Consider the following 14,236-nt stretch of genomic DNA (forward strand, 5'->3'; position numbering starts at 1 on the left):
CTCAATCGCGGCGCGTCGCTGTCGGAAACCAGACTCCGACCTGCGGAGGCGCACGAAACGGCTTCCAGCTACCCGCCGGCTGGGCGAGCCGATCGGCAATCACCCACAGCGCCGGCGCGTGAAAGCCAAGCCCCAAATGCGTCGTGTTCACTTCGACGTTCTCGCACTCTCCGCCCTCCTGCTCCAGGCAGGCGCGCCACGCCACCACGCCATCGGTGCGGGTATAGATCGATGTTGACGGCACGGGAATCGGTTGCGCGAGGCGGCTGATCCGTTCGGCCGTCGGCGGCTGGTATTTCTGGCCGGTCAGAAGCCGCCAGATCGCGCGAACATTGCTCGCCCCCGGCGCCGCGAAAGGACTGCCGAGCGTGATGACCATCCGCACCGCCGCGGGGATTTGCCGGGCAACCTCGCGCGCAATGATGCCGCCACGGCTCCAGCCGACCAGGCTGACCTTCGAGCCGCCCTGCTTTTCGAGTTCGAGGACTCGCGCCACCACGGCGGCGAGGTCAGCATCCGGCGCGCGCACATTGCGGCCGCGGCCCCATCCATGAACCTGATAGCCGAGGAACTCGAGGAACGAGCGGATGGCCAAGGTCGACCGGTCATCGGCGCCCAACCCGGGCAGAACCATCACCGGATGGCGTTGCCCCCGCGGCGCGGTCGCCAGAAGCGGCGCCGCCACGGCAATCAGCGCCGGGATGTCGAGAAAGCCGCGCCCTTCCGCGGCAAGCAGCGCGAGCGAGGGTGGTTCGACGGTCTGCTCGTCACGTCCCATGGGTAGCGTCCGTTGTTGATGGTCAAGAATGGCCCGTGCAGCCGTGCATTGCCGGCGAGCACGAGACGTCAGTTCGGCGGTGCGGCCTTTCCGAACACACCGCCGATGGCCCGCGACAGCCAATTCGGCTGATACTTGATCCATTGGACCGCCAGTTCGTTGGCAAGCCCCGCGACATGCACCGGCTTGCCTGCCATGCAGGCGCGGTAGCCCTCCTGTGCGACGGTCTTCGCATCCATGATCATCATGCTCGGCATGTTGCCGAGATTGGTGCCCTGGACCATTCCGGTGTTCGTCACGCCGGGACACAATGTCGTCAGCGTGATCTTGCTGCCACTCAACTCCTGCGACAACGCCTCGCCGAACGACAGCACATAGGCCTTTGACGCGGCATAGACCGCAAGATTCGGCACCGGCATGAAGGCCGCGACCGACGCAACGTTCAGGATCCGTCCACTGTTGCGCTCGAGCATCGGCGCGAGGAAGAGACGGGTCAATGCCGTCATGGCGACGACATTGACCTGCAGCAGCCGCAACTGATCGTCGAGGCCGATTGCGCCGACGCGTCCTTCGAGCAAAAGGCCGGCATTATTGACCAGCAGGTCGACCCGCACGCCGGCTTCCATCAGTGAATCGAACACCGCCTGCGGCGCCGCCGGCTCGCTCAGATCGGCGGCCACGATGGTCACCTTGGCGCCATGACTTGCCTTGAGCTCGCGCGCGAGCTTCTGCAGCTTGTCGCGGCTGCGCGCCAGCAGCACGAGGCTGAGGCCATTGGCCGCGAGCACGCGCGCGAGCTCGAGCCCAATGCCGCCCGATGCTCCGGTCACCAGCGCGCATTGACCTTCATTTCCGCTCACCGACATGAGGCGCCTCCCTTCGTTGCCAGAACGGTTCTGCGCAATCCACGAACGGCGCGTGCGACAAGCCGCCGCCGCGCCAGCTCGGCGGGTGCACCGCCGCAGTTCCGGTCGGCAGCATATCTGCGCGAGAACCGTTCGATCGCCCGCAACAACAGCTGGGCCTGCTCGAACTGGTCGGCCGTCTCCTTCACCTCGCCAAGCGACTTGCGCAATGGCTCCAGCACCTCGATCCGGTCGGGATAGCCGGACAGCCGAGGGTCGCGACTTTGCGTCGCCGGCATCACATCACCGACCGATCCTGGCCGATCGCCTTGACGACGGCGAAGGCGACCGCATCGACCGGCTGCAGTCCGTCGACGGTTCGAAGGATGTTTCGCGATCGGTAGTAGTCGACCAGCGGCGCGGTCTGCTCGTTATAGGCATCGATACGCAGTTTGAGCGTCTCGTGATTGTCGTCGGCGCGCACCGCGCCACCTTGCGCTCTCGCCTCGCGGGCCCGCGTCTCGATCCGGTCCAGCAACACCGTCTCGTCGGCCTTGAGCTCGACGACATGGTCGATCGCAAGACCCTCGGTATCGAGCAGATCGTCGAGGCCGACCGCCTGGGCCATCGTTCGCGGGAAGCCGTCGAGCACAAAGCCATGCTTGGCATCGGCTTGCGAGATGCGTTCGATCACCGCGGCGATCACGAGCTGATCGGGAACGAGCCCACCCCTCACCATGGTATCCTTGACTTTCCGTCCGATACTGGTGTCCGCGTCAACCGCAGCACGCAGCATGTCGCCGGTCGAAAGGTGCGGTATGTCGTACTCCTCGACCAGGCGCTTCGCCTGTGTTCCCTTGCCCGCGCCAGGCGGCCCCAGCAGAACGATCCTCATCGCATGTGTCCCAATATTCGCTCGATCACCGGCAGCATTCCCGCGGAGCGTCGAGCGACCCGGCTCCGTGCGGGCCGGGCCGCTCGTTTCGTCCTCACGCCATCGCCAGGCGCGCACTGGGCGCAGGCCGCATCGACAGCAGCAACAGCAATCCCGACAGCACGTAGAGCGCCATCACGAAGTACATGCTGTAGATGTTGTCGCCGGTACTCCGCACGATCAGGCCGTTGATCGAGGGGCTGATGGCCGGGCCTAGGTTTCCAAGGCTGCTGATCAGTGCAAGCCCGCCGGCGGCGGCACCGGTGGAGAGGTATTCGCTGGTCAGCGCGAAGAACAGCGGCGTCGCCGACGCAATGCCGATCACCGCAAAGGACAGCGCAAGGATCGATCCGACGAGGTTGCCCTGCAGCATCGTCGTGATGAAAAGGCCGAACGCGGCGATCGCGACGCAGGCGGCATAGTGCCAGCGGCGCTCGTGCCACTTGTCGGAGTGACGGCCGATCAGGATCATGCCGATGACGCCGGCGGCATTCGGGATCGCGGCATAAACACCGACAAGGAACAAATCCTTGACGCCCCAGCTCTGGATCAGGGTCGGCATCCAGAACACCATCGTGTAGGTCGCGCCGAGCAGCAGCAGATAGACGAACGACAACACATAGACCTTGGGGTCCTTGAGCATCTGCCCGAACGTTCCCGAGGGTTCGCTCTCGATGTCCTTCTCATCGTGCTGGAAGGTGTCCTCGAGCAGAGCTTTCTCGTCCTTCGAGAGCCACGCGGCCTGCGCGGGCTTGTCCTCGAGCAGGACGTAGACCAGGACGCCGAGTATCAGCGCCGGCAGACCCTGGACGAGGAACAGCCACTGCCAGCCATGAAGGCCGCCGGCACCGTCGAAATACTTCAGGATCGAGCCGCACAAGGGACCGGCGATCACGGACACGATCGTTGTCGCCGACATGAAGGTGGCGATCACCTGCCCGCGCCGCGCCGACGGATACCAATAGGTGAAGTACAGGATTACGCCGGGAAAGAAGCCGGCCTCGAACACGCCGAGCAGGAACCGGACGACATAGAACTGGAACGGCGTCGACACGAACATCATGGCGGATGCCGCGAGTCCCCACAGCACCATGATGCGCAGCAGGGTCTTGCGCGCGCCGATCCTCTCCAGCAGCAGGTTGCTCGGCACCTCGAACAGAAAATATCCGACGAAGAAGATGCCCGCGCCGAGACCGTAGACCGCATCGTCGAACGGTAATGTCTGTTTCATCTGCAGCTGCGCGTAGCCGATATTGATGCGATCGAGATAGGCGATCATGTAGGCGATCAGCAGAAGCGGGATCAGGCGCCAATCGATCTTCGAGAACAGGGATTTATGCGCCGGACTTTCCAGTACCGACAGCGATCCCTTTGCGGCGGGTGGGTGCATCCTAGTTTCCTCCAAATGTTCTTTTGATTCCGGCGCCGGGCGGGAGACCGCGGTGGCGTCCCGGCTCCGGCGATGTGAAGCGTTGAAGGCCTCCGCGCCTAGCTGGCCCGGCTCGCCTTGTCGTTTGCGGCGGCCGGTGGCACCTCGTCGGTCTGGATGACCGTCACCGACGCCGCGGTCGCGGATGGCGCCTTCGCTTGAGCCGCAGGTTGCAGCTCGACGATCTCGGCCTCGACCGACGGCAGAGCCTCGATCTCGCGCAGGGCGGCGCGCAGGTGCTCGATCATCTCGTAGGACTCGTCCTGCGAGAGCACGCGCCGGCATGCGGTCAGACCGAACTCAAGCAGTCCCGCATAGCTGTGCACCGTGATGTTCAGCGCGCTGCCGTGATAGGGGATCGAAACCGGGAAATAATGCACCATCCGTGCGCCGGCCATGTAGAGGTGCTGCCCCGGTCCCGGCACGTTGGAGATCAGCACGTTGCCCGCTGCCGGCATGCGGCTGGCGAGGTTGGAGCGGCCAAGCAGCGAGGCGAGCCCCGTCATCAGCCACGGCGACCCCGTGATCGGCACATCGACGCCGAGTACCGGCTTGAGCTCGCGCACGACTGCCTTGGCCGCCTCGGATGACGCGTGGATTGCCTTGAACCGGGTCGGCAGGTCATCGATATCGGTCGCCAGGTCGACGCGTACCGCCGAGACCTGGTTGTTCATCGCCTTGTCGCCTTCGGCACGCAGGCTGACTGGCACCATCGCGATCAGGGCTTCCTTGGGCAGCAGGCCGCGCTCGGCGAGAAAGCGTTGCAGCGCGATGCTGCACATCGCCATGACGATGGTGTTGACGGTGCCGCCGACACGTTTGCCCAGGACCTTGATGTCGGCAAGCGGCAGCGACATCGTGCTGTAGGAGCGCTGGTTGGTGATGGAATCGTTGAACACCGTCTTCGGAGCCAGTCCAAGGCTGAGCGAGCGCTCCCCCTTCTGTGAGCGCTGGCTGGCCATCACGGTGGCGGCGGTGCCGAGCGCCTTGGCCGCCGTCGGCAGCAGCTCCGCGAGCTTGCGGTATTGCTGGGCCGCATTGTTGGCCGCCGCCTGCAGTAGCTCGGTCACGCCGAGCTGGTATTGCCCGGAGGCGCGCTTGCGCCGTGGCGGCGGCACCTCGCGCATCTTGGGCGAGACATCATAGAGCACCTTGGCGAGCTCCACACCGGCCTTGCCGTCGACGCCGCTGTGATGCGCCTTGGTGTAGAACGCGACCTGGCCGTTCTCGAGGCCATCGATGACATACATCTCCCACAGCGGACGGCTGCGATCGAGCAGCGAGGCATGCAGCCGCGCGACCAGTTGCTCGAGCTGCGCCATGGTGCCTGGACGCCGCAAGGTGACGGTCCGCACGTGGTAATCGAGCTCGATATCATCGTCCTCGGTCCAGACCGGCTCGGCGAGCTGGAACGGCATCTGCGCCAGTTTGCGGTTCAGCAATGCCGAGAGATGGAGACGCTTGCCGAGCATCTCCTTGACATCCTCGTAGTAGTCGCCCTGATAACCCTCGGGGAGATCGAAGATCATCAGGCTGCCGACATGCATCGGCGTCTCCGGCGTTTCGAGATGCAGGAACGATGCATCCATGCTGCTGAGTTGATCCATTCTTCCCTCCCTTGACGTTGTGACGGCGATCGCCGTCTTGATGACGGCGTGCCGATATCTGGCGCGTCGCGGTCATTGCCCAGGCGCGACACCTGTCCGCCGCTGCCGATCCGGTTCGCGCAGGCGATCTCAGGCCTGCGCCCGGGCGGCGCGCTCCTCCTCGTCGTACAGCTCCTTCTTCGATAGCTTTCCGACCGCGGTCTTCGGCAGTTCGGCGCGGATTTCGAGCGCCTGCACCATCTCGTGCTTGCCGAGCTTGTCCTTCAGGAACGCCTGCAGCTCTTCCAGCTTGAACGGCTTGGCATCCGCCTTCAACTTGATGAAGGCCTTCGGCGACTGGCCGCGATACTCGTCGCGGATGCCGATCACGGCGACCTCCTCGACCGCCGGATATTTGTAGATCGCCTCTTCGAGCACGCGCGGATACACGTTGTAGCCGCTGCACAGCAGCATGTCCTTGGTGCGGTCCACGATGAAGATGAAGCCATCCTCATCCATGTAGCCGACGTCGCCCGTGCGCATGTACCCGTCCGCGGTAGTCACCTCGGCCGTCGCGTCCGGCTTGTTCCAGTAGCCCTTCATCACATTCGGGCCCTTGATGCAGATCTCGCCGCGTTCGCCGAGCGGCACATAGCTGCTGCTGTCGTCGACATTGAGGAACTTGATGACGATTCCGGGCATCGGCATGCCGCAGGAGCCGGCCTTGCGCATGGCGCCATGCTGCGCCGGCGTGTAGGTGCCGCTCGGCGAGGTCTCGGTCATGCCCCAGCCTTCGCTCAAATTGCAGCCGGTGATCGAGGCGAATTGCTGCGCCACCTCGAGCGGCAACGGCGCGCCGCCGGATCCGCAATATTTCAGCGCGCGCAAGCTATGCTTCGGCGTCTCCGGATGGTTGATCAGCGCGGTGAACATGGTTGGCACCCCGCAGAAGACACTGACCGACTTGGTCGAGATTTCCTCCAGCGCGGCCTTCGGATCGAAGCGGACATGCTGGATGATTTCCGCGCCCATCAGGACGCCGAACAGCACATTCACAGAAAGCGCATAGATGTGGAACGGCGGCAACACTGCCAGGAAGCGCTCCTGCCCGTCGACCAGCACCGGTGGCGAGCCGGCCGTCGTCGCCCGGTACTGCTGGCACGCGCTGGTCAGATTGGCGTGGGTGAGCATCGCCCCCTTCGGCAGCCCCGTCGTCCCGCCGGTGTATTGCAGCACGGCGATGGTCTCGCGCGGATTATCGATCGGATAGGCCTGGTAGACACCATCATTGTGCGTCAGCTGGCCGAAGCTGATGTGATGATCGTCCCAGGCGACGTCGCTCAGCTGCTTGGCCGCCTTCATCTGGTTGACGACGGTGTCGGGGTCAGCCGTGATCTCGCCGAGCGACCCGACCACCAGCTTCTTCAATCTTGTCTTGCCCAGCATCGCCGCCATCTGCGGATAGAGCGAAACCATGTCGAGCGTGATCAGGATATCGGTCTTGCTGTCCTCGATCTTGTGTTCGAGCACCTTGGCAGCGTCCAGCGGCGAATAGTTCACCGCCGTGCCGCCTGCCTTGAGGATGCCGAAAAACGAGATGATGTAGTGCGGCGTGTTGGGCAGATAGAGGCCGACATGGACGCCCGGCTTGACGCCGAGGAGCTGCAGGCCCTTGGCCACACGATCGGTGAGCCGCCCGAGCTCGGCATAGGTGATCCGCTTGCCCATGAAATCGATCGCGGGACGATCCGGCCATTTGGCAACGGCGTCGCCCAATATCTTCTGCACTGGTCCGGGAGCTATCTCGACGTCCCAACGCACGCCGTCGGGATAGGATCGGATCCAGGGCATATCGTTCATGAGATCTCTCCCTTCTATGGTCTTGCGGATCAGACGGCGGTCACGCCGCCATCGACCGCAATGGTCTGGCCGGTGATGAATGCACAGGCATCGGAGGCGAGCAGCGCGGCGACGCCCTTGAGGTCCTCCGGGCCACCCTCGCGATTCATCGGCGCCATATGCGCGGTCGCGCTCTGGTCGAGCTGTGCGGTCATCTTGGTCGGGAAATAACCTGGCGCGATCGCGTTGACGTTGATGCCGAGCGGCGCCCATTCATTGGCAAGCGTGCGGGTCAGGTTGACGACCGCGCCCTTGCTCGCGTTGTAGGCCAGCGTCGGGGTGCCTTCCGGATAGCAGCCGGTGAGGCCCTGGATCGAGGCGATGTTGATCACTTTTCCGCTCCGCCGCGGTACCATGCAGCGCCGGCCGACCTCCTGGGTGGCGACGAAGATCGCGGTCACATTCAGGTTGATCACCTTGTTCCAGCCGTCGAGCGTATGCTCGATCGTGGCGGCGCCCCAGGACGTACCGGCATTGTTGACGAGGATGTCGATCGGGCCCAGCGCAGCCACGACCTGCTCGATCATCGGCGGGATTGTCTCCAGCCTGCCCATATCGCACACCACCGGAAGCGCCTCGATGCCAAGCCCCTTGAGGTGAGCAGCCGCGGCATCAAGCTCATCCCGCTTTCGCGCGGTGATCGCGACCTTGGCGCCGAGTTCGCCCAGCACCTCGGCGATCTGAAGACCGAGACCCCGCGATCCGCCCGTAACGAGCGCAACGCGCCCCGTCAAGTCCTGCAACTTGGCCAGACTCATGGCTTTCCCCCGATGGTTTACGCCTCACACGCGCAGCGCTATTTCGGCTGCAACAGCTTCTGAAGGTTCGCGAAGTTCTCCTGCATGCGGTCCTGCATGACCTTCCAGGCGTTGTTGCGCGCCTGCGCTTCCAGCTGCGACAGCTCGCGGAAATCCGCGACCGCCTTCTCGACCTGCTGCTTGGCAGTCTCGGTCTGCTTCGTCATAGCTTCACCGCTTGCGAAGCCCTGCATCGCCGCCTGCCACTGCGCGAGCGTCTCTTGCAGGATCTCGTTGCGCCGGCTGACCAGCGCCTGGACGCCTTCGTAGGCCTGTCTGTTGGCCTCAACCAACGCCTCCATGTCCTTGCGCTGCCACTCGACCAGGGCAGCAATATCGAACCCGGGCAGCGTGAACTTTTCGGCCATTTTCTTCAGGTCCCCGAGCCACGGCATCGCTCCCGTGCCGGCTGTGTCGGATTGCCTGTCATCGGTCCCCATCGACGTCCTCCTTGCGGTACTTGGCTGGCGGCGGCGAAACGCCGTCCCGTGGACTGCGCGTCAGGCGGCCGCCCAGCGCGGCCGGAACAGGGCGGCGCTGTCATCGGCTCGATCCGGATCCGGGTACACCATGCCGCGAAGACCGCTGCGGTCGAATGGCGACCATTCATCCTCCCCGAGCGCGAGGCGGTCCGCGATCGCATAGAGCACGGCCGGATTGTGCCCGAGCCCGCAATGACTGCCTTCGACCTCGATGTTCTGTGTCCGCTCGGCATGCTGCTCGCGGCACCCCCACCACGAGACGATGCCGTCGGTGCGTGAGTAGATCGCCGTGCTCGGTACCGGCGGCGGCAACTTCATGATGTCCCTGTCGGGCCAGTCGTCGACCTGGCGCTCGCTCAGGATCTCGTAGAGACGCCAGGCATTGCTTGCCTTCGGCTCATTGGCGAACGGGCTGCCGAGCGTGATCACCTGGCGGACCAGATCGGGCGCGCGCCGTGCAATCTCGCGCGCAAACACACCGCCGAGGCTCCAGCCGATCAGGCTGACCTTGCGACCGTATCGCTCGGCGAGCTCGGCCAGCCTTGCGTCCATGGCAGCCTCGACGCCGGGACGCGGTCCGCGATTGGGTCCGAGCTTCCAGCCGTGGACCGCATAGCCTTGCGCCTTCAGGTAGGCGCGCAACGGTCGCGTCGAGATATCGCTGGCGGAGAGCCCCGGCAAGACGAGGACCGGATGTCCGTCCCCGCGCGGCGCGCGGCGAAGCAGCGGATAGCTTGCGAAGAACGCCTGCAGCTCCCAGATCCCGCGCACCTCGAGCGCGAGCAGCAATTGCGACGGCGGCGCAGAGCGGTCGACGACCATATTCATGTCAGAATGTCCCCTCCCGGATCACGCGGTGTGTCCCGCACGACCCGACATTTTATGATTACTGCCCGGCGCCGCGAGCGGCGCCATGCAGACCCCGATCGCGCAACCGCGCATCTTCTTGGTCTCAAAACGCTATCGAGCAGGTCAGACCCGTAAAAGGTGCAATTGGCCCGCTTGACCGGTTAGTTTGGGACATCCGCCAATGAATCTTGCGCGCCTGCTGCGATGCCTGGCGGCCGGCCGTCGCGGAAGTCCGACGGGCTTTTGCAGGTCCAGCGGACAAAGGCGTGGCGAAAGTTCGCCGCGTCGCTGTAGTCAAGCCGCGCGGCGATCTCGTCATTGGTCATTTGCGTGTTGCGCAGATAACCGACCGCGAGCTGCATGCGGACCTCGGAGACGATCTGCCGGTAGGTTTTCCGCTGCAGCTGCAGCCTGCGGCGGAACGTCCGTGGATGGATTGCAAGCTCCGCCGCCATCGCCTCGATACTCGGGAAGCGGCCGGGATGCTCGACGAGCCGTCGCCGGATGTCGGCAGCAAGACCGTCGTCCCGCGCGACAGGATCGAGAAGCTGATCATAGATTCGGCCGGCCATCGCCCTGGTCATCTCGTCGGGGCAGACCGCCGGACGGTCGATCCAGGCAGTGTCGAATTCCAGCGCGTTCCTGCGCTGGCCGAACTCGACCGGACACTGGAAGATGCGGTCGTAGGTGCCGGCGTGCGGCGGCGACGCATAGGCGGCGCTCAGCTTCGAGAAGCGGAACGAGTTGCCATAGACGTCGCGGCTCAGCGTCTGATAGGTCGCAAAGGCGAACTCGAGCGCGAACCGATAGACGTCATCGGCCGGATCGCGCGAAAGCAACGGCTCGAGCAGACAGCTCACCGTATCGCCCTTGCGGGTGAAGTCGATGTCGGCGACCGTTCCGAGGATCCGACCATACTTGGCCGCAAAGTCAATGACTCCGGCCCGCGTCGGGCTGCTCAGCATGGCATAGCCGTACATGCCGTAAGCCATGACATGCATTCGTTCTCCGGCGCGAAACGCGATCGCCGGATTCCGTGACAGCCGCATCGCATTGCGAAATACCGTCTCGACCTGCCGGTAGGAGACACGTACCGACGAATCCCTGAGGTCAGCACGCCTCAAATTGGTCGCGCCGAGCGCGCGCGACGCTGAGATCCCCTCCTCGGCCAGGACGTGCACCACCGCCGCGATCCGTTGCGGCGAATAGAGACACTGCAGGAGATTTGGTGACGGGTGATACACGAGCGTCCTCGTCCGCCTTCCGCGCCTGCTTCGGGTCCCGCAATCCGGTGCCCGCAAGCTGAAGTGAGGCTAGTCAGCCGGACCGGGCAGCAGAAGGTTCGATTGGTCGCGTTTGCAGGTGAGTTCCGGACAAGACCGGCCAAAAGAAAGACCGCCGAGGGAGGGCGGTCCAGGTTGGGAGAACGCGATCGCGAGCGCAACCACGGTGCCGAGCTTACGCGCGCTTCGGTCGCACAAAAGGTTCGATTGAACCAATTTGGCGGTGAACTCCGGACATAGCTGGCGAAGCCCCCCAGATATCTCGGGGTCAAAGACCCTCCTCGCCGCGGAATTCGGATGGATTCCTGCCGGTCCAGCGCGAGAAGGCGTGGCGGAAGTTAGCCGCGTCGCTGTAGCCGAGGCGGCTTGCGATCTCCTCATTGGTCATGCGCGTCTTGCGCAGATACTCGATCGCGAGCCGCATGCGCACCTCGGAAAGCAGGCTGCGATATGAGGTTCCCTCCGCCTCGAGCCCTGCGCCGCAGCGCGCGGGGATAGATATCGAGCTGTTCGGCGATCGCCTCGATGCTTGGGTAACGACCCGGCTGCTCGATCAGTATCCGGCGGATATCGGCAGCAACGCCACCGGCGCGATTCACCTCGCCGAGGATCTCCTCGCACATCTCCCGCGCCATGGCGTGGGTTCGCGGATTCGCCAGCGCCCGTGGGCCGTCATTGCGTATGTATTCGTATCCACAATGGTGCTGATTGAACAAAACCGGGCACCCGAAGAGATCACGATACGCCGCGGCGGACGGCGGCGGCGTATAGTCGAGCAGCACGCGCGAGAAGCCGAAGCCCTGGCCCGAGCGGTCGCGAATCGTCGTCAGATGCGCGGCCAGTGCGAACTCGACCGCGAAGCGATGCACACTCTCGGTCGGATTCGGCCAGTGCATGGGCTGGAACGTCGCCACCACCGTCTCTCGATCGTATGAGAGGTCGAAATCGCAGAACGGCCCCACCACACGGATGTATCGCGCAGCGAAGTCGCGCGCCTCCGCGTGCGTTGCACTGCTCAGCAGCGCGTACCCGTACATGCCATAGGCGGTGACATGCATTCGCGCTCCCGAGCGCAGCGCGATAGCCGGGTCGCCTGCCAGCCGCAGCGCGTTGCGGATCACCGTGTCGAGCTGCCGATACGATATGCGCGTCGTATGGGATTCGAGCTGGCCGATCGCGAGCCCGGTGCCCTCCAGAACCTCAGATGGATCAATGCCCTGCTCACGAAGCTCGGCCGCGATGGCTGCGATCGAATGCGGCGGGAATATTCGCTGCGCGAAGCCGGGGAGCATTCGACCCGGCGATTGGCGTAGGTGCGACTCTTGCCTAGTCATTGCAACCGCATGTCCCTGGCATTCCGCGCATTCCTGCTCCACGATTGACGATCGGTCGAACGTAAGCCCGATCCCGTACGCGACGCAATAATCGCGTATCCACGCGCGCGCGCCGCAACCCGCGTCCGGAAGTCACCCGGTCGGCGGTCCAATCGCACCTTTCTCCGTTTGCCGAGATCGCTAGGCTCGCGACGCCTTGCTCGACAACCGGCACGCAGCCGGAGGCGGTACGGACCACGGCAAGCGCCAACAAGGGAGGAGCGGATGCGACGGGAAGACGTTCTCAAGCAGCTGACGACACCGATCGGTGCCCCGGCATTTCCCCGCGGACCGTTCCGCTTCAACAACCGCGAATACCTCAACATCCTGTATCGCACCGACATCGAGGCGTTGCGCGCAGTCGTTCCCGAGCCGCTGGAGATTGACGATCCACTGGTTCGCTGGGAGATCATGCGGATGCCCGACACCTCCGGTCTCGGCGACTACACCGAATGCGGCCAGGCCGTCCAGGTGCGCTATGGCGACGAGAAGGGCGAGTACCTTCACGCGATGTACCTCGACAACCTGCCGGCGCTGGCATCGGGGCGCGAGATCAGCGGTTATCCCAAGGTGATCGGCAAGCCGAAGCTCTATGTCGATTCCGACACCCTGGTCGGCACCATGGACTACGGCAGCTTGCGCGTGGCCACCGCGACGATGGGTTACAAGCACCGCGCGCTGGACCTCGAAAAGGCAAAGGCCGAGATCTGCGTACCGACCTTCATGCTGAAGATCCTGTGGACCTATGACAGTCCGAAGCCGGCGGGCGAGCCGCGCATCTGCGAACTGCTGCGCTCCGAGATCACCGACATCACCGTCAAGGGCGCCTGGACCGGCCCGGCCCGGCTGGAGCTGTTCGCCCACGCATTGGCCCCGATGGCCGATTTTCCGGTGCGCGAGATCGTCGCGTGCAGCCACATCATGACCGACTTGACGCTGTCCCGCGCCAAGCGCTGCCACAACTATCTCGATCAGCCGCGATAAGCGGGCACGTCGGAGGAAGCCATGCCATCATCCGCAGATCGCGCCGCGGCGCTCAACCGCTATCGCAATGTGTGCGTCATCGGGGCCGGCGTCATCGGCTCCTCCTGGGCGGCGCTGTTTCTCGCACACGGGCTCAATGTCGTGATCAACGATCCGCAGCCCGGCATCGAGGCCACGGTCAAGGACGCCCTGATCAAGATCGGGCCGACATTGCTGAAGCTCGGCCTGCCGCATGAGGGATTGGAGCGCAACCTGCGCTTCGAGCCGGACCTCGCGCGCGCCGTCGCCGGCGCCGACCTGGTGCAGGAGAACGGGCCGGAGAAGCCCGAGTGGAAGCAGCAGCTCTGGGCACGAATCGAGGCAACGGTGCCGAAACATGCATTGCTGCTGTCGTCGAGCTCGGCGCGGCCAGCCACCGAACAGGCGAAAGAGATGAAGGATGCAAGCCGGCTGCTGGTCGGCCATCCTTTCAACCCGCCGCATCTGATCCCGCTCGTCGAAATCGTTCCCGGCGAGCGCACCGATCCAGAGGCCACCGCCGACGCCGTGGCGTTCTACGAGGCGCTCGGCAAGGTGCCGCGCGTGCTCAAGAAGGAAATCCAGGGCTTCGTCGCCAACCGGCTGCAGCGCGCGATCATGCGCGAGGCCTGCTATCTCGTGCAGGAAGGCGTCGTCACGGTCGACGAGCTGGACGACGTCGTCACCAGCTCGATCGGGTTGCGCTGGGCGGTGAACGGGCCGTTCAGCTCGTTCCACATGGGTGGTGGACCGAACGGGCTGGAATCGTTCTTCCAGCACCTCGGCAAGAACATGGCCGCGTCGTTCAAGGTGATTCCGCAGGTCGATCTCGACGAGGCGCTGCAGCGCAAGATCATCGACCAGGCCGCGGCATCTTTCGGCAAGACGCCGATCCCGCGGATGGAGCGCGAACGCGACGACACGCAGGTGGCGCTGCTGCACGTGCTGGCGGCACGCAACGGCAGGAACGGGACATGAC

General features: G+C 64.4%; 15 protein-coding genes. 2 read left to right on the forward strand and 13 right to left on the reverse strand.

Features of this window, described 5'->3' with window-relative positions; translation table 11 throughout:
* Position 1: 1 nt before the first annotated feature.
* The 13 genes from ACVWZM_RS12825 to ACVWZM_RS12885 all read right to left on the reverse strand — a co-directional run bounded on the left by ACVWZM_RS12825 (position 2) and on the right by ACVWZM_RS12885 (position 12,174).
* A complete protein-coding gene (locus tag ACVWZM_RS12825) occupies positions 2 to 778 on the reverse strand; it encodes an esterase/lipase family protein (protein ID WP_456853401.1) in 777 nt (258 codons plus the stop codon).
* A 68-nt stretch (positions 779 to 846) separates the two neighbouring features.
* Positions 847 to 1,644, reverse strand: coding sequence for an SDR family NAD(P)-dependent oxidoreductase (locus tag ACVWZM_RS12830; RefSeq protein WP_456853403.1), 798 nt, complete (start codon positions 1,642 to 1,644; stop codon positions 847 to 849).
* A complete protein-coding gene (locus tag ACVWZM_RS12835) occupies positions 1,635 to 1,922 on the reverse strand; it encodes a hypothetical protein (RefSeq protein ID WP_253625009.1) in 288 nt (95 codons plus the stop codon). Before ACVWZM_RS12835 ends, ACVWZM_RS12830 begins: the two co-directional genes overlap by 10 nt.
* Entirely contained in the window at positions 1,922 to 2,518 is a 597-nt protein-coding gene (locus ACVWZM_RS12840) for an adenylate kinase (protein WP_253625010.1), read from the reverse strand. Before ACVWZM_RS12840 ends, ACVWZM_RS12835 begins: the two co-directional genes overlap by 1 nt.
* A gap of 94 nt (positions 2,519 to 2,612) precedes the next feature.
* On the reverse strand, positions 2,613 to 3,947 hold the full coding sequence (locus tag ACVWZM_RS12845; protein ID WP_456853405.1) for an MFS transporter: 1,335 nt from the start codon (positions 3,945 to 3,947) through the stop codon (positions 2,613 to 2,615).
* 98 nt (positions 3,948 to 4,045) lie between these two features.
* Entirely contained in the window at positions 4,046 to 5,593 is a 1,548-nt protein-coding gene (locus tag ACVWZM_RS12850; protein WP_083714891.1) for a WS/DGAT/MGAT family O-acyltransferase, read from the reverse strand.
* A gap of 129 nt (positions 5,594 to 5,722) precedes the next feature.
* Positions 5,723 to 7,432 carry a long-chain-fatty-acid--CoA ligase gene (locus tag ACVWZM_RS12855; RefSeq protein WP_076825167.1) on the reverse strand — a complete coding sequence of 570 codons (1,710 nt, stop codon included), beginning with the start codon at positions 7,430 to 7,432 and terminating at the stop codon, positions 5,723 to 5,725.
* 29 nt (positions 7,433 to 7,461) lie between these two features.
* Positions 7,462 to 8,229 (reverse strand): SDR family oxidoreductase, encoded by a 768-nt coding sequence (locus tag ACVWZM_RS12860; protein WP_057016377.1) that lies wholly within the window; start codon positions 8,227 to 8,229, stop codon positions 7,462 to 7,464.
* A gap of 38 nt (positions 8,230 to 8,267) precedes the next feature.
* Positions 8,268 to 8,708 carry a phasin family protein gene (gene phaP / locus ACVWZM_RS12865; RefSeq protein WP_229189854.1) on the reverse strand — a complete coding sequence of 147 codons (441 nt, stop codon included), beginning with the start codon at positions 8,706 to 8,708 and terminating at the stop codon, positions 8,268 to 8,270.
* A 60-nt stretch (positions 8,709 to 8,768) separates the two neighbouring features.
* Positions 8,769 to 9,578: an esterase/lipase family protein gene (locus ACVWZM_RS12870; protein WP_057016379.1), complete on the reverse strand. Its 810-nt coding sequence runs from the start codon at positions 9,576 to 9,578 to the stop codon at positions 8,769 to 8,771.
* Between the two features lie 182 nt (positions 9,579 to 9,760).
* Positions 9,761 to 10,843 carry an AraC family transcriptional regulator gene (locus ACVWZM_RS12875; protein WP_456853407.1) on the reverse strand — a complete coding sequence of 361 codons (1,083 nt, stop codon included), beginning with the start codon at positions 10,841 to 10,843 and terminating at the stop codon, positions 9,761 to 9,763.
* Positions 10,844 to 11,150: 307 nt separating this feature from the next.
* Positions 11,151 to 11,306, reverse strand: a complete 156-nt coding sequence (locus ACVWZM_RS12880) for a helix-turn-helix domain-containing protein (RefSeq protein ID WP_456853409.1) — start codon at positions 11,304 to 11,306, stop codon at positions 11,151 to 11,153.
* Positions 11,260 to 12,174 carry an AraC family transcriptional regulator gene (locus tag ACVWZM_RS12885; protein WP_456853411.1) on the reverse strand — a complete coding sequence of 305 codons (915 nt, stop codon included), beginning with the start codon at positions 12,172 to 12,174 and terminating at the stop codon, positions 11,260 to 11,262. Before ACVWZM_RS12885 ends, ACVWZM_RS12880 begins: the two co-directional genes overlap by 47 nt.
* Before the next feature lie 306 nt (positions 12,175 to 12,480).
* Between ACVWZM_RS12885 and ACVWZM_RS12890 the strand changes: the two genes are divergently transcribed.
* Positions 12,481 to 13,239 (forward strand): acetoacetate decarboxylase, encoded by a 759-nt coding sequence (locus ACVWZM_RS12890; RefSeq protein WP_050400709.1) that lies wholly within the window; start codon positions 12,481 to 12,483, stop codon positions 13,237 to 13,239.
* Positions 13,240 to 13,260: 21 nt separating this feature from the next.
* Positions 13,261 to 14,235: a 3-hydroxyacyl-CoA dehydrogenase NAD-binding domain-containing protein gene (locus tag ACVWZM_RS12895; protein WP_253625016.1), complete on the forward strand. Its 975-nt coding sequence runs from the start codon at positions 13,261 to 13,263 to the stop codon at positions 14,233 to 14,235.
* The last annotated feature ends 1 nt before the right edge of the window (position 14,236 follow it).

The organism is Bradyrhizobium sp. USDA 4501 (assembly GCF_054062115.1).